The 18,368-nt window shown below is 72.3% G+C and carries 13 protein-coding genes and 1 pseudogene; 3 read left to right on the top strand and 11 right to left on the bottom strand.

The features are described 5' to 3' along the window. The 9 genes from ABIA35_RS26360 to pth all read right to left on the bottom strand — a co-directional run bounded on the left by ABIA35_RS26360 (position 1) and on the right by pth (position 14,167). Positions 1 to 1,083, bottom strand: coding sequence for an STM4014 family protein (locus ABIA35_RS26360; RefSeq protein ID WP_370359701.1), 1,083 nt, complete (start codon positions 1,081 to 1,083; stop codon positions 1 to 3). After that, positions 1,080 to 2,048 carry an STM4015 family protein gene (locus ABIA35_RS26355; protein WP_370359700.1) on the bottom strand — a complete coding sequence of 323 codons (969 nt, stop codon included), beginning with the start codon at positions 2,046 to 2,048 and terminating at the stop codon, positions 1,080 to 1,082. Before ABIA35_RS26355 ends, ABIA35_RS26360 begins: the two co-directional genes overlap by 4 nt. A gap of 2 nt (positions 2,049 to 2,050) precedes the next feature. Further along, positions 2,051 to 3,022, bottom strand: a complete 972-nt coding sequence (locus ABIA35_RS26350) for an STM4015 family protein (protein ID WP_370347164.1) — start codon at positions 3,020 to 3,022, stop codon at positions 2,051 to 2,053. A gap of 2 nt (positions 3,023 to 3,024) precedes the next feature. Continuing rightward, positions 3,025 to 3,882 (bottom strand): STM4015 family protein, encoded by an 858-nt coding sequence (locus tag ABIA35_RS26345; RefSeq protein WP_370347167.1) that lies wholly within the window; start codon positions 3,880 to 3,882, stop codon positions 3,025 to 3,027. Between the two features lie 33 nt (positions 3,883 to 3,915). Beyond that, positions 3,916 to 4,860 (bottom strand): STM4015 family protein, encoded by a 945-nt coding sequence (locus tag ABIA35_RS26340; RefSeq protein ID WP_370347232.1) that lies wholly within the window; start codon positions 4,858 to 4,860, stop codon positions 3,916 to 3,918. Between the two features lie 139 nt (positions 4,861 to 4,999). Then, the gene (locus ABIA35_RS26335) at positions 5,000 to 7,822 is read right to left on the bottom strand and encodes a hypothetical protein (RefSeq protein WP_370359699.1); all 2,823 of its coding nucleotides are present in this window, start codon (positions 7,820 to 7,822) and stop codon (positions 5,000 to 5,002) included. After that, complete coding sequence (locus ABIA35_RS26330; RefSeq protein WP_370359698.1) at positions 7,819 to 11,310, bottom strand: ABC transporter permease; 3,492 nt, start codon at positions 11,308 to 11,310, stop codon at positions 7,819 to 7,821. Before ABIA35_RS26330 ends, ABIA35_RS26335 begins: the two co-directional genes overlap by 4 nt. 61 nt (positions 11,311 to 11,371) lie before the next feature. Next, positions 11,372 to 13,477, bottom strand: coding sequence for a protein kinase (locus tag ABIA35_RS26325; RefSeq protein ID WP_370359696.1), 2,106 nt, complete (start codon positions 13,475 to 13,477; stop codon positions 11,372 to 11,374). Between the two features lie 78 nt (positions 13,478 to 13,555). Further along, positions 13,556 to 14,167, bottom strand: a complete 612-nt coding sequence (gene pth, locus ABIA35_RS26320) for an aminoacyl-tRNA hydrolase (RefSeq protein ID WP_370347176.1) — start codon at positions 14,165 to 14,167, stop codon at positions 13,556 to 13,558. A gap of 119 nt (positions 14,168 to 14,286) precedes the next feature. Between pth and ABIA35_RS26315 the strand changes: the two genes are divergently transcribed. Then, positions 14,287 to 15,756 (top strand): methyltransferase, encoded by a 1,470-nt coding sequence (locus tag ABIA35_RS26315; RefSeq protein ID WP_370359695.1) that lies wholly within the window; start codon positions 14,287 to 14,289, stop codon positions 15,754 to 15,756. A gap of 24 nt (positions 15,757 to 15,780) precedes the next feature. Here the strand turns inward: ABIA35_RS26315 and ABIA35_RS26310 are convergent. Continuing rightward, positions 15,781 to 16,233: pseudogene (locus ABIA35_RS26310) on the bottom strand (LuxR C-terminal-related transcriptional regulator); the annotation flags it as partial. Position 16,234: 1 nt separating this feature from the next. Here ABIA35_RS26310 and ABIA35_RS26305 point away from each other — a divergent pair. Together ABIA35_RS26305 and ABIA35_RS26300 are read left to right on the top strand one after the other, a co-directional pair. After that, the gene (locus ABIA35_RS26305; RefSeq protein WP_370359693.1) at positions 16,235 to 16,405 is read left to right on the top strand and encodes a heme-binding protein; all 171 of its coding nucleotides are present in this window, start codon (positions 16,235 to 16,237) and stop codon (positions 16,403 to 16,405) included. Between the two features lie 63 nt (positions 16,406 to 16,468). Then, on the top strand, positions 16,469 to 17,671 hold the full coding sequence (locus ABIA35_RS26300) for an amidohydrolase (RefSeq protein ID WP_370347180.1): 1,203 nt from the start codon (positions 16,469 to 16,471) through the stop codon (positions 17,669 to 17,671). Here ABIA35_RS26300 and ABIA35_RS26295 read toward each other — a convergent pair. Then, positions 17,661 to 18,365, bottom strand: coding sequence for a DedA family protein (locus ABIA35_RS26295; RefSeq protein ID WP_370359691.1), 705 nt, complete (start codon positions 18,363 to 18,365; stop codon positions 17,661 to 17,663). The genes ABIA35_RS26300 and ABIA35_RS26295 overlap by 11 nt on opposite strands. Positions 18,366 to 18,368: the final 3 nt, after the last annotated feature.

Here is an 18,368-nt window from a genome sequence, read left to right as displayed (position 1 = left end):
TCATGGTGCGTAACGGCCTATCAGTGAACGAACTTGTGCGCCGTAGGTACCGACGCCTTCCCCGGGGGTGCCCGGAAGTCCCATGAGGTTCGGCAGGAGGTCGCCGTAAGCGTTGACCTCGCCGATGCGATCGAGGCCGTCGGCGCCCGGCAGCACATCGATCCCGAGGCAGTGCACGCCCGGGAAGCACGCCGCCGCCGACTCCGCGAGGTCCAGGATCGCCTGCCAGCGCTCGTCCCCGACCAGCACCCGGAACCGTGCCAGGTCGCCGCGTTGCCCGCCGAGGTGCAGGTTGGTCATCGGGGACGTGCTCGTCCGCACGACCGCGTGGGTCGCGCGACCGCCGACGGTGACGACGCGCAGGTCGCACTCCCGGCCGGCCATGCTCAGTTTGCGGACCCACTGCTCGGCGTGGAGACCGTCGAGGGCCAGGACGCCCAGCAGGTCGTCGATGTCGGGGTCGCGAAGGTAGGTGCGGACCCTGAGCGAGTTGTAGAGCTCGATACCGGCCTCGGTGCGCACCATCTCCGCCGAGGTCACCGCACGCCGACGGGGCCCGCGCACCGTCAGCGCGACGACGCCGGAAGCCGAGGAACCGTGCCGGATCTTGATGAACGCCGACTCCGAGCCGTCCGTCGCCGCGACAGGCGGCACCGGCACCCCGGCCTCGGCCAACAGCGCATGCGTCGCCTGCTTGTCGAAGGCCGTGGCGACTTCCCGGGCTGTGAACAGCCGGACCGCGCCGGCGGTGTCGATCGCGTGCTCCAGCTTCTCCACCGCGGTCGTAAAGCCCTGATACCACCGGCGCGTGCCCTCGACCCGGTACATGTCGACCGGCCCGTCCGCGCCGTGCAGCAGCCGGGCCACCTCGGCGTCCTCGCCAGGGGAGTCGACACGGACCAGCTCGCCGGCGTGGAATTCGGCGTCCCCGCGCAGCACGTCGAGCCACGCGACGATCCGCTGCTCGGGCAGCCCTTCTTCGCGGACAGCGTCGGCGAAGAGCTGCACCCGGCGGTTGTCCGGATTGCCGACGACCGCGAAGCGCAACGGGACGGCCGGATCGCGCGAGGCCGAGGCCGTCATTCGGCCACCGCGATGTACCGGCCCCACCCGTCCTCTTGCTGCTCGTCCGCCAAGCCGATCCGCACGGACGGCCAGGCCTGCCGCAGCCGGGACTGCATCGGCGCCGAGAGGTAGTGGTGCCCGAGGTCGAGCTCGCGCAGATGGTCCAGCGGCTGTCCGGCCAGCAGCGCCGCCGCGCCCTCGTCGCCGAAGGTGCCGAGCGAGAGGTCCAGCGACTCCAGCTGGGCCACGATCGGCGCCCGGGCCACCGCTGCCGCGACCTCGTCCTGGATCATGGAGTCCTTCAGGCCGAGGTGCCGCAGGCGGGGAAAACGGCCGGCCTCGAGCAGCGGGGCCAGATCCTCGATCGTCGCGTCGCCGCCGTATCTCGGGTGGCCGAGGTAGATCTCCAGATGCGTCAGCTCGGGGAACTCGCACTCGGCCAGCGCGCGGATCGTGCTCGCGGGAAGGCCGCCGGACTGGAGAACCAGCGTGCGCAGCGCGGCGTGCTTGGCGGGTGCTATCAGAGGTCTGGTCGCGTCGTCTCTGACCATGCCGTCGGGCGTACCCCGGACCCAGAGCTCGGCCAGCTGGGGAAAGATTTCCAGCAACGGAGTCAGCTGCGGCACGTAGATCCAAGACGGCTGGCTCTGCTCGTCGACCAGGTCGTTGACGAACAACGCCCGAAGCGACGGCAGCCGGCCGGCGACGGCGACCAGGTCGTCCACGACGGTGCAGTCGTCCTCGCACCACTCCACCCACTGTCCGGTGACCAGCGCCTCGACCGCGGTGCTCGGCACCCGGTCCAGGAAGTCCGCGAGCAGCTCGGGGAAATCGACGTCGAAATACTCGTCCTTGTTGCAGTCCAGGCGCCACGCCACGGCACCGGGATCGGCGGCCTCGGCCGGCGTGTCCAGCTCCGGATCGGCGGGGAAGTCGACGACCGGCCAGCCGGCGAACTCGGTGATGTGATGGGAGAAGGACATGCTCACTCCGCCACCGCGATGTAGCGGCGTCCTCGGGACTCGTTCTGGGCATCGGACAGATCGACGTCGACGCCGGGCCACGCGGCGCGCAGCCGGTCCTGCATCGCCGCGGAGATGTAGTGGTGGTTCAGGTCCAGCTTGGCCAGATGGGTCAGCGGCTGGCCGGCGAGCAGCGCGGCCGCGCCCTCGTCGCCCAGCGTGCCCAGGGACAGGTCCAGCGTCGTGAGCCGGGAGACGATCGGCGCGTGCGCGACCGCGGCGGCGATCTCGTCCTGGATCACGGAGTCGCGCAGGCCGAGGTGCTTCAGGTTCTGGAAGTGCTGTCCGCTGAGCAGCCATTCGACATCCGCGGGCGTCGCGTCCCCGCCGTAATTGGGGTCGCCGAAGTAGAACTCGAGGTGCCGCAACGCGGGGAGGTCACATTCGCCGACGGTCCGCATCACGGTCGGCGGCAGGCCGCCGGATTCGAAGACCAGCTTGCGCAACGCGCTGTGGCGGAGCGGCTCGAAATACAACGACTCCTGTTCCGGGCAGCCGCGCACCCACAACTCTTCCAACCGCGGATACGCACGCAGTATGGGAGCGAGGTCGCCATGCTCGATGTAGGCGGTGTCCGAACCGCCGTCGCCGCCCTCGAAGATGTCACCGAGGAACAGCGCACGCAGGGCCGGGAGCCGGTCGGCACTCTTGGCGAGCAGTTCGGCCACCGGGTAGTCCCCGTTGCCCATGTACTCGCTCCACATTCCGATGGTCAGCGCGGTCACCCGGGTGGTGTCGACGGTCGCCAGGAACCGCTCCCAGATGTCCTCGAACTCGAACCAGTCATCGGCCCAACTGCCGTGGTCGTCGTCGTAGTAGCAGTCGATGCGCAACGCGACGTCTCCGGTCACCTCCGGTATCGCCGCCTCCGGGTGCGGCGAGAACGCGACCACCGGCAGCCCGCCGAATGTCTCCAGATATTCCACGAAACTCATACTCACGCCCCGATTCCGACATACCTGCGGCCCGATTCGTCGGCTGTCCGGTGCCAGGACAGATCGACGTCCACCCCCGGCCACGCGGTACGCAGCCGGTCTTGCATAGCTTCAGAGAAGTAGTGATGGTGCAGATCCAGCGCGGCGAGATGGTCCAGCGGCTGACCGTGCAGCAACGCCTCCCCGCCGTCGTCGCCGAGCGCGCCCAATGACAGATCGAGCACCCGCAGCCCGGCCACGATCGGCGCGTGCGCCAGCGCCGCCGCGATCTCGTCCTGGATCAGGGAATTGCGAATGCCCAGGTGCTCGAGCTGCGGGAAGGTCCCACCGGCCAGGAGCCAGGCGAGGTCTTCCGGCTCGGCCCATCCGCACCAGTCGGGATGCCCCAGATACAGCTCCAGATGCCGCAGCTCCGGGAGATCGCACTCGCTGAGCGCGCGTATCGCCTCGGGATGGAGGCCGCCGGATTGCAGCACCAGGCGGCGGAGTCCCGTATGCCGCATCGCATCGAAATGTCGAGGCGACTCCTGCGAAAGGTCGGGAGTACCGCGGACCCAGAGTTCTTCCAATCCCGGATACGCATCGAGGATCGGCGTGAGGTCGGCGTGCTCGATGTACACGATCTCGTCGCCGTCGCCGCCGCCGAGGAACAGCGCGCGTAACGCCGGGAACCGTTCCGCGTTCTCGGCCAGCAGCCGGCCCGGGTACCCGTCCGCGTGCGAGACCTCGCCCCAGCGGCCGATGACCAGAGCGGCCACCCGCGTCGTGTCGACCGCTTCCACGAAGTCCTCGAAGGCCTGCTCGAACGCGACGCCGCCACGGCATTCGATCCGCGACGCGAGGCCTCCCCCGAACTCCATCCCCGCCATCCCCGCCATCCCCGCCCGGCCCGCCTACTCGGCGACCGCGACGAACCGGTGCTCCTCGCCGTCGTCCCAGTCGTCCGGCTCCTCCTGTCCGGACAGGTCCAGCTCCACGCCGGGCAGCGCCTCGCGCAGCCGCTCCTGCATCGGCTCGGAGATGAAGTGGTGGTGCAGGTCGAGCTTCTTCAGGTGGGTCAGCGGCTGCCCGGCCAGCAGCGCGGCCGCGCCCTCGTCGCCGAGCGTGCCCAGCGACAGGTCGAGCACCTCCAGCCGGGCCACGATCGGGGCGTGCGCGACCGCCGCGGCGACCTCGTCGGCGTTCTCGGCGTCCCGCAGGCCCAGGTAGCGCAGCTTCGGCAAGCCGGCACCGGCCAGGATGCCGGCCAGGTCGGCGATCTCCGAGCCGCCGAAGTACTCCTCGTCGCCGAGGTACAGCTCCAGGTCGGTCAGCTCCGGGAACTCCGAGCCGGCGACGGCCCGGACCACCTCGGGCGGCAGGCCGCCGCTCTGGAACGTCAGCTCCCTGAGTTCGGGGTACGCGCGCTGCTCCCACCCCAGGTTCTCGCTGCCCCGGACGCCGAACGTCAGCAGCTTCGGGAAGGCCCGCAGCAGCGGCGTCAGGTCGCTCTGGTGGATCCAGGAGATCTCGTTCTGCTCGGCCACGATGTCGCCGAGGAACAGGTGTCGCAGGTTCGGGAACCGGTCGGCGGCGGCGATCAGCGGCGCGAACACGTCGGCCGCGTCGCGATCGTGATCGTCGTCGGTGATCCAGTTGCCGATGATGAAAGCGCTGATCCTGGTGGTGTCCACAGCGTGCAGGAAGGCGTCGAAGCGCGCCGGGTAAGGCAGGCCGCGATAGTCGCCGACCTCGAGGCGCCAGGCCCACTCCTCGACGTCGGCGGGAATCTCGACGTCGGCGGGGTTCTCGGCACCGGCGGGCCAGTCGTGGTTCGCCTCGGGATCCGCGTCGGGCATGGTGAATACGGGCAGTCCGCCCCACCCCTGTAGTTCGACACACTCGCTTGCGATCACGGGGACCCCTTCAGGCGGCTGGTTCCGACGCGAGACTTTCTACCAGCCGCCACCGACTCGGGTCCGCCCGAATCCCGGCCTGCTACTCGAATTCAGCGTCCCGCAACCGCACGGACAACTCGATCGGCCGCCGCAGCATCTGGTCCAGCAGCACGCCCCCGACCGTCATCGCGAGCACCACCGCCACGACCGGCACGGCCCAGTCCCAGCCGATCGATCCGGTCGCCACCACGGAGTCCCCGGTCCCTCCGGCCCCTCCCGCCGGACCGCGGCTCCGCGAGCCCAGCAGCGGCGAGAGCCCGGCTCCCATGCCGAGTCCGGCCGCGACCGCGAGCACCGCGACCGGCAACGGCACCAGCATCGCGACCAGCCGGCTGCGGACCGCGCGCAGGCCGAACACCTGCAGAAGCAGAGCACTGTCACGGCTGACGGCCCGCGTCGCGGTCAGCAACTGCAGCAGGCACAACGCGAAGTAGCCGACACAGAGTGCTTCGACGAGATGGAACACGTCCCGCGCCGCCGACACCCGTCCCTCGGCGTACACCTGGGACTGCGCGTCCGCCAGCATCGTGACGTCGAAGTCCTTCGTCACCCCGGGCAGCGCGCGCAGCGCCGAGGCCGAGACCGACCCGGTGCCGGCACCGAACCACGCGACGTTCGGCTTGCCGGGGTCGACCATCGGCACCTCGCCGGCCGGCACCACGACGTAGTCGGTCCCGCCCACGTTCTCGACGGAGTCGGCCAGCGGCACGTCGGCGTACGCCCCGATGACGGCCTTGAACGAGCCGGCCGTCTCGGACACCGACACCGACCCGCTGTACAGACCGGCCAGGCCCGGCGAGGCCAGCACGGTCACGGTCCCGTCCGCCTTCGGGGGCACCGGCCAGCTCGCCGGGACCTGCTGCCCGCGCGCCGAAGCGTCGCTCAGCGCTGCCGCAGCGGCTTTCCGGAAGGCCTCCGGCTCGACGGTGATCACCGTGATCGGCCGCGGCTCGGGGGTGCCCTCGTCGGTGATCTGCGCGATCCCGCCGACGTCCGCGCGGCCGGTGAAGACGCCGCGCACACCGGGCACTTTCTCAGCCTCGGCCGCGAAGTCGTCGGGGAACACCGACCCGACCGGCAGGGCGTCGACCTGTGCCGCGGCCCCGACGGACCGGACCGTGTCGTCGCGCACCTTCTGCTGCACCGCGGCGTCGTAGCCGGCGGCGAACATCCCGGCCGCGACCACGACGACCAGGCCGGCCAGCGGGGCCGCGACCACGCGCACCCGGCGCCCGGACAGCGCCGCCGCCACGAACCCGACGACGCTGCGGCGCCGTGCCAGCAGCCGGACCGCCGGCCCGAACAAGGCCGGCACCAGCCGCACCGCGGCGATCCCGGCGGCGAAGGCCAGCAGCGCCGGGGCGGCCACCGCGATCCAGTCGATCGAGCCGTTCGCGGTCGCAGAGCCCTGACTGCGGTAGACGGCCAGCGCGCCGCCGGCCGCCAGCAGCAGGCCGATGTCGCGCACGATCCGCCGGACCCGCGCGGTGTCGCCGACCGCCTCGTGGCGCGCCGACACGACGCGGTCCCCGGCCCGGAGCACCGAGTAGCCGACCATGCCGAACGTCAGCAGCGTCACCAGCACCACGCCGGACCACGCGGCCGGGTCGCGCAGCGTGCCGTGCCCGGCCTGGACCGCGCCGGCCGCCCCGAGGACCGCGAACACCGCCACGACCGCCGCGACCTGGGTCGCGTGGCGCAGCGCCAGCCGGACCGGGGAGGCGCCGCGGGCCCGGTACAGCGCGACGAACAGGGCCCGCCGCAGCACCGTCAGGCGCAGCATGAGGAACAGCGCCGCCAGCGCGCCCGCGGACAGCGCGCCGAGCACGACGGCGGACAGCTGGTGGCTGTCGGACTGGGTGCTCAGGACGCCCGCGGCCAGGTCCTTGAGCCCGGTGTTCAGCTCGACGCCGCCCTTGAGGTCGCTGACCCCGAGCGTCGCCTGGTCCAGCGCCGGGCCGACGGCCGACAGCACCGCGGGCGTCAGGCGGGAGGGGTCGACGACGTAGTCGTAGACCGTCGTGTACTCGCCGACGCGGGCGCCGGCCGAGATCGACGCGATCGCGTCGGGGCGGCTGACGAACACGTCCGATTCCCACACGGTGACCGACTGTTCGCACTTGAAGTTGAGGCACTCCGTGGTCAGCACCGGATCGCGCTTGGTGGCGATGTGCCACAGCGGGTCGTCCGCGCCGACCCCGGCGGCGGGCGCGAAGATCCCGGCGACCTGGACGGACATCGTGAACGCGACGTGGTTGCCCGGGCCGGTCCCGGTGCCGGTGGTGTCCGTCGCCACGACCGTGCCGACGGTCAGGCCGAGCCGGTCCGCCGTCGCCTCGGACACCGCGATCGGCACCGTCATCTTCACGCCGGTGAGGAACCCGTCGGAGCTGTTGAAGACGTCCTGTTCCGCTTCCTTGCCCGGCGTCCCCCCGGCGATCCAGCGCACCTTGTCGTCCAGCTGCGGCGCCCAGTCGAAGCGCAGCCAGGCGGGGTTGGCGAGGTGGGCCGGCGGGTTCACGGCCGGCAGCAGGTGGTCGTACTGCCGCGTGATCGAGGTCTGCGACACCAGCTTCTTCAGGGCGTCCGGCAGCGCGGCCAGGTTCGACGCCGCGACCGAGGAGATGTCGGACGCGGTCTTCGGGTACGCGGCGTCGGTGGAGACCGGCGGGCCGGAGAACACCAGATCGCGGTGCGACCAGGGCGCCTGGCCTATCAGGGAACTGACGGTGAAGGCGTCGGACTTCTTGGTGTCGGCCGGGACCACCACCGCGACGGCGGCCGTCCCGGCGGCCAACAGCGCCAGCGCGGCCAGCACCAGGCGGGCCGGGCCGAGTTCGGCGAACCAGCGCGGCGTCCTCATCGGCCGTCCTCCCCCAGGCGCAGCGTGCCGCCCACGCCGTCCGAGCGCCGGGTCAGCGAGACCAGCGCGACCAGCCCGAGCAGCAGCACGGCGGCCACCGCGCCGACCCCGGCCAGGGCCGGCAGGTCCACCACGGCCACCGGTTTGGGGATCGGCACCTGTCCGGAATCGGTGAGGATCAGCAAGGGCAGTTCCGATCGGATCGTGAGCACCGCCAGCGCCCCGCCGCCGACCATGCCGAGGACCACCAGCAGCAGGTTCTCGGCCAGCAGCATCGCGGCGGTGCGGCGCCGGGACAGTCCCAGGGCGTTGAGCAGGGCGAGTTCGGTGGTGCGCTCGCGCAGCGCGATGACGGAGTGCAGCGCGAACCCGATGAGGATGAACAGCAGCGCCGCGCCGGCCGCGATCACCAGCGTCAGCTTCATGGCGCTGCGGATCGGGTCGTCCCGGATCACCGCGGCCTGGCTGGTGCGGTCGGTGACGGTCGGCGCGGAGACCAGGGCGCCGTTGTGCACCGCGCGGTAGCGGTCGGCAAGCTGCGCCGGCGTGGTGTCCCCGGCGGCCTTGGCCCACCACTCGATCTGCTCGTCCACCGCCTTGACCATCAGGTCCGCGCGATCCAGGAATCCGATCGGCACGACCAGCGCCGCGTTCTCTGCCGGGGCGCCGGGAGCCGGATTCCCGATCCGGTACGGCGCGGGCATCGCGGTCACCAAGCCGACGAAGTGCAGGCGCACCTCGGCCCCGAACGCCTTGGTGGTGTAGGAGTCGCCGACCTTCAGGCCGAGGGTGTTCAGCAGCTGGGCGGAGGCCAGGGCCGGGACGTCGGCGGAGGAGGCGGCGGAGCGGGACAGGTCCAGGGTGTGGGTGACGATCGGCGAGGTGTCGGCGCCGAAGCCGGAGTACTCGGTGAAGTGCACGAGCCCGGAGCCGGAGGTCGTGCCGACCTGGTAGGCGTTCGGCGCGGCAACAGTCCCCGAGGTGTCCGAATCGGTGCTGCCGGGCTGCGTCTCGCCGACCGCGTGCGCCTGGACCCCGGCGGGCAGCGAGACCGGCTGTCCGTCGGCGGTCAGGTTGCCGACGTCCATGGTGATGTTTTCGCCGTTGCCCTGACCGCCGGCCTGCACGCTGCAGTTCGGATCGACAGTGCCCTGCGAGCTGTAGGTCGCGCACAGCGGTGCGTTGTACGTGATCGACAGACCCGTGATCCGCAGCGGATAGGCGATGGTGCCGCCCTCGGCGGCGACCTGCGCGCTGAGGGTGTGGGTCTGGCCGTCCGCGGCGGGGAGACCGCCGAAGTCCACGACGGAGCCGACGCCGTAGGCGTCCACCACCTCGGCCTGGACATCGAGCGCGCCGAGGCTGCCGGGCTCGGTCGGATGCGCGCTCTGCGCCTGGTACCGGACGTCGATCGCCAGCCTGGTCGGCTTGCCGGGCAAGGGCACGCCCCCGGACAGCCCGTCCTGGTCCCAGCCGCGCGCCGCCAGCCCCGCGGACAGCTCGGGCCAGGTCTTGCCGGCCAGATCGGAGCGCAGATCCACGACCCCCGCCGAGCGTGCCGGGTCGAGGCCCAGGACGTCGACCGGCAGCTGCACGGTCCCGGATCCGAAGGAGAGGTTCTCGCGGGCGGCGGCGAACCCGGCGGCGGTCCCCGGCACGGCGGCGAACGATCCGCTGACGCCGAGATGCCCGCCGGGGATGTCGGCGGCGCGGACGTCGGCGCCGACCAAGTGCGCACCCTGATCAGCGGCGGAGCGGTCCGCCGAGGCCAGGAACACCGTGGCCTGCGTCCCGACCGCGACCGCCATGATCAGCAGGGCCATCGGCGCGGCGTAGGTCCGGGCCATGCGGCCCACGCGCCACCCGGCCAGCGCCACGACCGCGGCCCGGCGTCGCGCGGCCACGTACTCCAGCGGACCGACGATCAGCGGCAGCACCCGCAGCAGCACCAGCGATCCGGCCAGCAGCAGCACCGACGGCGCGACCACCTGCGGCAGGCTGAGCGGGCCGTTGTGGGAGGGGTCGTCGCCGAAGCGCGTGAGCTCCCACAGCGCGGCCGCGCCGAGCAGGACCACGACCACGTCCGCGCCGGTGCGCTGCACGGCGGTGCGCACCTGTGAGCGGCTGCGTTCGCGCTTGACGCCGACGAAGCTGGCCGAGGACGTCACCGGCACCAAGGTCAGCAGCAGCAACGTGATCAGCGCGCCGACCAGGACGACGGCCCACAGGCCGGAGGAGATCGGCGGGGCGCTGTCGTGCGCGGCGGACCACCGGCTGGAGGTCAGACCGCGCTCCAGAACCCTTGCCAGGAAAGGCGCGACGGCCGCCACCGGGGCGGTGAGCAGCAGGCCCTCGGTCATCCCGATGCGCAGCAGCCCGCGCACCGACGCGCCGCGGGCGCGCAGCAGGCCGTCGGTCTCCCGCCGGTGCTCGGACAGCAGGCGCGTGGTCAGGACCAGCGCGGTCAGCGCCAGCAGCGCGAGCTCGACCACCGGCAGCAGGTTCAGACGGCTGCTGATGCGCAGGTCGCCGTCGATGCCCTGGGTCTGCGCGGTGAGCGGGTCGACGACCGTGGTGTGGATGTCGGTGTCGACGGCGTTCGCCGCGCCGGCCAGGTAGGCGTCGAGGACCGCGAGGCGGTTCTGCAGGGTGGAGGCCGGCCCGGTCTGGATGGTGCTGAAGTCCGGGGCCGCGAGCACCGTCTCCTGGCGGACCTCCAGCAGCCGGCCGGCGGTGACGCTCGGGTCGACGAACGCCGGCCCGAAGGTGGGCAGGTCCTCCTGGCCCTTGCCGGCGCCCTTGTAGGCCTCGGCCTGCCAGAAGCCGCCGGAGGTGTCGACCGGGTCGTAGACGCCGACGATCTTGAAGCGCTGCATCGCGCCGTCCATGCGCGCCCGGGTGTCGACCTCGTCGCCGACCTTCCAGTGGTTGGCGGTGGCGGCGACCTGCGGGACCGCGGCTTCGAACTCGGTGCCCGAGGCGGTGCCGGTGCCGGGCTGCGCACCGGCGGGGGCCGGGGCGGGCCAGGTGCCGGAGACGAGGCGGGCGTGCTTGGTGGCCTCGTTGGAGCCGAGGAAGTAGACCGAGTACGTTGCCTGATTCCCCGCGCTGCTTCCATCGGTACCGGTGACGCCGTAGGGGGCGGTCGCGGTCTCCTGGTCGACATCGACGTCCACCCCGGTGAAGGCGGCGTGGATCTGCTGCTCGATGCCGGCCAGGAAGGCCACGCGCGTGGTCGGGTCGGCGGGGAAGCGCGATCCGATGTTGTAGAGCGCTGTGACGGTGCGCTCGCTGTCGGGCAGGGTGCTGAGCGCTTTGCGGACGCCGTCACGCTCGGCGGTGGTGCCGTGCATGCGGATGAGCGTGACCAGGACGAGCGCGGGCAGGAGCACCGCCAGGGCGGCCAGCAGGAGCATGCGCTGGGCGATCGCACGCTTGCCGACCAGGCCCGGCAGTCCGCCGCCGGGTGCTTTGGGGACACGGCTCATACGGTGTAGAACGGGGTCCCCGAGCGGGGGCGTTGCGGGCGTTACCAATTGGTGATGTCGGTCAGCCGGTGGGGAGGCCTGTCGGGAGATCGGTGGGGAGGTCGCTCAGGAAGTCGGTCGGCAGGTTAGTCGGGAAGTCGGTCGGCAGATCGGTCGGGAAGTTCGTGGGGAAGTTCGTCGGGAAGTCCGTGGGGAAGTCGGTCGGGAAGACCGTCGGCAGAACACTGGGCAGGTTCTTGGGCATCCCGATCTTCCAACGGCCGTCCTCCTTCACCCAGGTGACGTCGTTGATGTGGAACTGCACGCTCTGCCCCATGACCGTGATGTCGCCGAAGTCCCCGTGCACCGCCGAGGCCGGCACCACAGCGGTGTCGCCGGTGACAGTGACCTGCGAAGCATCCACGGTCGCCGCACTAGCTGCCTTGCGCTGATCGGCGAGCGAGGCACCGACGGTGGACACGAAGCCATTGGCACTCGCCATGATCTTCAGACATCCCGCCGACCCGGAGTACATCTTGAGCATCGCCGCACTCATCTCCCCGCACATGGCCGCATAGTCGCCGCGCCCGAAAGCGTGCAACGCCGACTCCTCCGCCTGCGCCACAGAGGTCTTCGCATCACCGCCACTCCCCGCCGTCGCCACCACGACCCCGGTCCCGGCCGCGGCGACCGTCACGGTCGCGACGGTGGCCACGAGCGCCTTGCCGTGCATGAGCTTGGCACCGTGCCGAGTCCAACGCGCGGCCCGGCGCGTGTGCTGCGCGGCCTGTGCCGCATGGCCGGAGGCGTCGCCGAGCACCTGCCCGGCGGCGGTGGAGCCGTGCACGGCGGCATGGCCCGCGACGACGTGGCCGACCCGCCCGAAGGTCTGTGCCGCGGCGGCACCGTGACCGGCCGCGACGCCGCCGAAGGCTTGGGCCGCGGCACCGTGGCCGGCGGCTTGGGCACCGAGGTGACCGGCGGCTTGGGTGGCGGCGTGGCCGGCTGCTTGTGTGACGGCTTGGCCTCCGGCCTGGCCGGCTTGGATGGCGCCTTGGATGCCTGCTTGGCCTGCGGCACCAGCACCGGCTCCGGCAGCGCCTGCGCCCGCACCAGCCGCGCCGCCGGCAGCCCCGGCACCGACACCGGCTCCGCCCACGCCTGCCGCACCGGCTCCGACCGCACTGGCCGCGCCGCCCGCAGCACCGCCAGCACCTACGGCGCCCGCTGTCCCCGCCCCAACCGCACTGGCCGCGCCCGCCGCCCCCGCAACCCCGATCGTCCCCGCCGTAGTCCCCGCGGCCAGCGCCAGCAACGGCAGCGCCGCGACCAGGCCCGCCGCGACGTAAGCCAGGTCCCTGACACCGCGCTCCAGCCAGTCCGCGCCGTACCCGGCGAACGCGGCCGCCTCGACGTCGGCCAGGAAGGTGCGCACGTCCCCGTACCGCTGGTCCGGGTACTTCGCCAGTCCCCGCTCCAGCAGCGCGCGGACCGGTGGCGGGATCTGGTCCAGCGGCGGCCTCGCCGACTCGTGCAGGGTGCGCAGCTCGGCCAGGGTTTCCGAGCGGAAGGGCCGTACGCCGGTCAGGCACTCGTAGAAGACCACCGCCGCCGAGTACATGTCCGACGCGGGCGCCGGCGGGTAGCCGTTCCACTGCTCGGGCGCCATGTAGGCCGGCGTTCCCTCGGCGGGCGCGCCCTGCCACGCCGGCGAGGCGATGCCGAAGTCCGTCAGCTTGCTGCGGCCGCGTGCGTCCACCAGCACGTTGTCCGGCTTGTAGTCGCGGTGCACCACGCCCCGGTCGTGGGCGGCGGCGAGCCCCAGCAGCGACCCGCGCAGCAGCGACAGGGCCGCCTCCGGCGAGCCGTGGCCGCGGCCCAGCAGCGTCCGCAGTGTCGGTCCCTCGACCGCCTCCATCACCAGCGCGACGCCCCGGCCGTCGGGGGCGATCACGAGCCCGTACACCTCGACCACGTTCGGGTCCCGCACCAGCGCCATGAGCTCGGCCTCGCGCCGGAAGCGCTCGGCGAAGACATGGTCCCCCACCAGGCGCGCAGCCAGGTATTTGATCGCCACCAGCCGTCCGCCCGCGTCCTCGCGCGCGAGGACGACGCGCCCCGTGGCCCCCGAGCCCAGCTCCCGGATCTCCGTGTAACCAGGCGCCGCCCAATCCCCTGATTCGCTCACCCTGACACGCTGTCACGACAGGGTGGCTTCGACCAGTTGTCGCGGGTTGCGGAACGGTCTCAGGGGCCGTTGAAACCCCTAACGCTGCCCGGTGTGCAACGCCGTCTGCGCCCGGGACAACCCCTGCTCGACCAACATCTCCACCGCGTCCGCGCACCGGTCGAGCAAAGCGGGCATCTGCTCCCGCTCCGCGTCGGCGAACTTCCCGAGCACGAACCGGCCCATCTTCTGCCCCTTCGCCGGCCGCCCGACGCCGAACCGCAGCCGCGTGTACTCGTGGCTCTTCACGGTGTCCGACACCGACCGCACCCCGTTGTGGCCGCCCGCGCCCCCGCCGCGCTTGAGCAACACCTTCCCGAAGGGGAAGTCCAGATCGTCCTGCACCACGACCATCCGCATCGCCCCCACCCGCCGCGCCCGCATCAACGCCGCGACCGGCCCGCCCGACTTGTTGATGTTCCACAGCGGCTTGGCCAGCACGACCGGCTGCCCGGCCAGCTCGATCTCCGCGACCCGGCACCGCGGTCCGGCCCAGCGGAACCTGGCGCCGACGCGCTCCGCGAGATGTTCGACCACTGAGAAGCCCGCGTTGTGGCGCGTTCCGGCGAACCAGAATCCGCCGTTGCCGAGGCCGACGATCAACCAGGTCTGGCAGGTCTGGCCCGATGGGCCCGTCTCATCCGAGGTCACGGCTGAACCTTACTGATCCGGACTCCATGGGTGGGTCGGGGCTGCACTGATCCGGCGCCCCACCGATCCGGACGGCTTAACCGGATGCCCGATCCCCCGAACCCTGCGACACTCGCGCCATGGGTGGTGAGTACTGGCGAGCCGAGCCCGACGGTCCCGCGCGCGAGCGCGTCGTGACCCTGGACGTCCCCGGCCGCGCCGAACCACTACCGCTGGTCAGCGCGGAAGGCGTGTTCGGCGCCCAGCGCGTGGACCGGGGCACCGGCATCCTGGTCCGGCACGCGCCGGCCCCCGCGGCGTGCACCGGCGTCGTCGATCTGGGGTGCGGCTACGGCCCGATCGCCGTGGCGATGGGCGTGCGGCAGCCCGACGCCGGGCTGTGGGCCGTGGACGTCAACCGGCGAGCCCTGGCCCTGACCGCGCGCAACGCCGCCTCGGCCGGCGCGCGCAACGTCGTCGTCGCCGAACCGGAGACGGTGCCCGCGGCCCTGCGCTTCGACCGCATCTACTCGCATCCGCCGGTCAAGATCGGCCGCTCCTCGATGCAGGAGCTGCTCGACAGCTGGCTGCGCCGCCTGGCCCACGGCGGCGACGCCTACCTCGTCCTGAAACAGTCGATGGGCGCCGACGCCCTGCACACCTGGCTCACCGACACCGGTTTCCCGGCCGAGCGCGCGGCGTCGAAGCAGGGATACCGCCTGTTGCACGTGTCGGCGAACCAGGACAGCGCACAGCAACCCGCCGGTCTGATCCCCGACGACCTCCGCGCCGTCAACCGCGCCACCGGACGTTCCTGGACCGTGCTCGGACGCCTGGCCGGCGGGCGCACCGACAGCGTCCAGCTCCTCGGTTCCGGCGACGACCGGGCCGTGGCGAAGGTCAAGGACGGCGCGTGGTGGGGCCCGCAACTCGAAGCCCTGGAACCGTTGGCCGCCGCGCTGAGCGCGGCCGGCTATCCGACGCCGCCGATCCTCGCCCACGGCCCGCTCGGCGTCGGACGTGAAGGCGGCGAGCGCCACTTCCTGGTCACCGCCTTCGCCCCCGACGCCGAGCAGGCCCCGCCGTCCCCCGACGTCCTCGCCCGAGCAGCCGCCGCCATCGAGTTGCAAGCCGACGTCCGGCCGCGCCCCGACCGGGACTGGTCGGCGATGATCACCCTGTTCCTGAACGGCGGCATCACCGAGCACGAGTTCCACCCGGACCTGGCCGGCCTCGCCGCGCGCGCCCTCGCGCTGGTCCCGCATCCGGTCCCCGCACTGCCGAGCACGGAGTTCGTCCACGGCGACCTCAGCATCGCGAATCTGCTCGCCCGCGGCGGCGCGCTCTCGGCCGTCATCGACCTGGAGGGCTTCGGCCGGGGCACGCGCACCATCGATCTGACGGCCCTGCTGGCCTCGGTGATCGGCGGCGCGCCGAGGACCGCCGTCGACAGCCTGGCGCGCGCCGCCGTCGCCGCGTCCGACGAGGCGACGTTCCGCGCATGCCTGGCGCATCGCGTCCTGGCGCAGCTGCTGTCCGCCGGCAGTGATCCGGCACGGATCGTGGCGGCTTCGGAGCGTGCCCGGCTTCTGCTCGCGCTGGCGGACTGAGACTTCGCCCCAGCACCTGACGCCTTAGCCCAGCAACCGCTGTTCCTTAGCCACCGCAACGGCTCCAGCGCGCGTGTCCACCCCGAGCTTGTCGTAGATGCGCCCGAGGTGGGTCTTCACCGTGGCCTCGCTGATGAACAACTGCTTCGCGATGTCGCGGTTCCCGAGCCCCTGCGCCAGCTGCGCGAGGATGTCCTTCTCCCGGTCGGTGAGCGCGGGTCTCGGCGAGCGCATCCGCGCCAGCATGCGGCTGGCGACCGGCGGGGACAGCGCGGTGCGGCCCGCGGCGGCGGCCCGGACGGCGGCGTAGAGCTCGTCCGGCGGTTCGGCTTTCAGCAGGTAGCCGGTGGCGCCCGCTTCGACGGCGCGGGTGATGTCGGCGTCGGTGTCGTAGGTGGTGAGGACCAGGATGCGGGGCGCGTCAGGGGTCAGATTCGAGGTGCGGATGCGACGGGTGGCCTCCGCCCCGTCGATGCCGGTGCAGCAGAACCCGACCCTGAAGGACATCCCCGGCACTCTGTTCCTGGCCGGCGGCGTCCCCGTCGACAGCAGCAACGCCCCGATCGCCGGCATCGGCGTGGCCGGCGCGCCGAGCGGCACGATGGACGAGACTTACGCTCAGGCCGGGGCCAACGCCGTGACCAAGTAGGGCTGCATCAACCCCTGCATCAACCCCTGTATCAACCCCGGACAAGAACCCAGAAGGAGACCCATGGCTTCCCCGACCGTCTTCACCGGGATCCGCCCCTTCGGCGGCGAGCCCGTCGACCTGGTGGTCGCCGACGGCGTCATCACCCGGATCGCGCGGTTCCGCACCGCCGTCGCGGACACGCCGGGCGCGCGGGTCGTCGACGGCATTCGGCGGATCGCGCTGCCGACCATGGTCGACGCGCACATCCACCCGGACAAGACGGCGTGGGGTGAGCCATGGGTCTCCCGCAAGCGTGCGCTGGGCATCGCCGAACTCGGTCAGGCCGACGCGGAGCTGTTCCGCACCCTGCCGACCCCGGTCGGCGAGCGGGCCCATCGGCTCATGGCGCACGCCGCCACGCAGGGCACCCGCGCGATGCGGGCCCACGCCGACGTCGCCCCGGCCTTCGGCCTGGCCGGCCTGGAAGGCGTGGCCGAGGCCCGGGAGCGGCTGCGCGGGATCGTGGACGTCCAGACCGTCGCCTTCCCGCAGCACGGCGTGCACGTCGCCCCCGGCACCGCCGACCTCATGCGGGAGGCGGCGCGCGCCGGCCTGGCCGACTTCATCGGCGGCATCGACCCGATCGCCTTCGACCACGACCCGACCGGCCAGCTGGACCTGATGTTCGAGCTGGCGGACCGGCACGGTGTCGGCGTGGACCTGCACCTGCACGACACCGGCCGCGACGGCCTCGACGTCTTCGACGGGGTCCTCGAGCGCACCCGCGCCCTGTCCCTGGGCGGCCGGGTCACGGTCAGCCACTCCTTCGCGCTGGTCGGCCTGCCCGAGGCGGAGCTGGACCGGCGGGCCGCGGACCTGGCCGAGGCGGGCATCGGCCTGACCACGGTCGCCCCGGCCGGCCGGACGCTGCCGGTGCGGCGGCTGCGCGAGCTCGGGGTCCAGGTCGGGCTGGGGTCGGACGGGGTCCGGGACTCGTGGTCGCCGTTCGGCAACGCCGACATGCTGCACCGGGCGCATCTGATGGCCCGCTCGCTGCGGGCGCGGGTGGACGAAGACCTCGAACTCGGCTTCCACACCGCCGCGGCCCACGGCGCCGAGCTGCTGGGACTGCCGGTCAGCGACCTGCGGGTGGGCTCGCCGGCGGACTTCTTCCTGGTGCGCGGCGAGTGCCTGGCGCAGGTGGTGGTGGACGTGCCGGCGCGGGAGGTGGTGGTGCGGGGCGGGACGGTCGTCGCGCGGGACGGGGAGCTCGTCAGCGGGTGACGCCGCCCTCGGGCTCGTCCTTGGCTTCGTCCTTGGCTTCGTCGTCCGCTTCGTCCTCCGCTTTGTCATCGGCTTGGTCATCGGCTTCTTCTTCCTCGGCCCGCTCGGCCCGGTGGCGCCGGACGCTCCACACGATCAGCCCGATGATCACCACCGTCGCCACCACCCCGGCCAGGATCCCGCCCACCAGATGCTCGACTCGCGAGTAGGCGGCGCCGGCGAAGTAGCCCAACAGAGTGAATCCGATGCCCCACACCACCCCGCCGAGCGCGTTGAAGAGCAGGAATCTCCGATACGGAAGATGCGACATCGCGGCCAGCGGCGGCATCAGGGCCCGGAAGAAGGAGACGAACCGGCCGAGGAACACTGCCTCGGCCCCGCGGCGCCGGATCAGGGCCCGGGCCTTGTCGATCCGGACCTGGTGCCCGCGCAGCGGCCGGGTTCCCAGCAGCCGCTCCCCGAAGTGGCGCCCCACCTCGTACCCGACACTGTCCCCGGCGATCGCCGCGAACACCACCACCGCGGCGAGCGCCCAGATGTCCACCGTCCCCCGGCTCGCCAGGACCCCGCCGATCACCGCCGCCGTCTCCCCGGGCACCACGAAGCCGACGAACAAGGCGTCCTCGACGAACACCAGAAGGCCCACCACGACGTAGATCAGGGCGGGCGGCAGACTGCTGAGCCAATTGAGCATCGG

It is taken from the genome of Catenulispora sp. MAP12-49, assembly GCF_041262705.1.
Classification (GTDB): Bacteria; Actinomycetota; Actinomycetes; order Streptomycetales; family Catenulisporaceae; genus Catenulispora.
The sequence above is the reverse complement of the archived record's forward strand: the minus strand, read 5'-3'. Positions and strand labels throughout refer to the sequence as shown.

What these genes read in the sequence shown, in the direction of transcription:
- ABIA35_RS26300 (WP_370347180.1), top strand. Translation starts at nt 16,469, where the DNA reads ATGGCTTCCCCGACCGTCTTCACCGGGATCCGCCCCTTCGGCGGCGAG.
- ABIA35_RS26315 (WP_370359695.1), top strand. Translation starts at nt 14,287, where the DNA reads ATGGGTGGTGAGTACTGGCGAGCCGAGCCCGACGGTCCCGCGCGCGAG.
- ABIA35_RS26330 (WP_370359698.1), bottom strand. Translation starts at nt 11,310, where the DNA reads ATGAGCCGTGTCCCCAAAGCACCCGGCGGCGGACTGCCGGGCCTGGTC.
- ABIA35_RS26350 (WP_370347164.1), bottom strand. Translation starts at nt 3,022, where the DNA reads ATGAGTTTCGTGGAATATCTGGAGACATTCGGCGGGCTGCCGGTGGTC.
- ABIA35_RS26340 (WP_370347232.1), bottom strand. Translation starts at nt 4,860, where the DNA reads ATGCCCGACGCGGATCCCGAGGCGAACCACGACTGGCCCGCCGGTGCC.
- ABIA35_RS26295 (WP_370359691.1), bottom strand. Translation starts at nt 18,365, where the DNA reads ATGCTCAATTGGCTCAGCAGTCTGCCGCCCGCCCTGATCTACGTCGTG.
- ABIA35_RS26335 (WP_370359699.1), bottom strand. Translation starts at nt 7,822, where the DNA reads ATGAGGACGCCGCGCTGGTTCGCCGAACTCGGCCCGGCCCGCCTGGTG.
- ABIA35_RS26360 (WP_370359701.1), bottom strand. Translation starts at nt 1,083, where the DNA reads ATGACGGCCTCGGCCTCGCGCGATCCGGCCGTCCCGTTGCGCTTCGCG.
- ABIA35_RS26355 (WP_370359700.1), bottom strand. Translation starts at nt 2,048, where the DNA reads ATGTCCTTCTCCCATCACATCACCGAGTTCGCCGGCTGGCCGGTCGTC.
- ABIA35_RS26345 (WP_370347167.1), bottom strand. Translation starts at nt 3,882, where the DNA reads ATGGAGTTCGGGGGAGGCCTCGCGTCGCGGATCGAATGCCGTGGCGGC.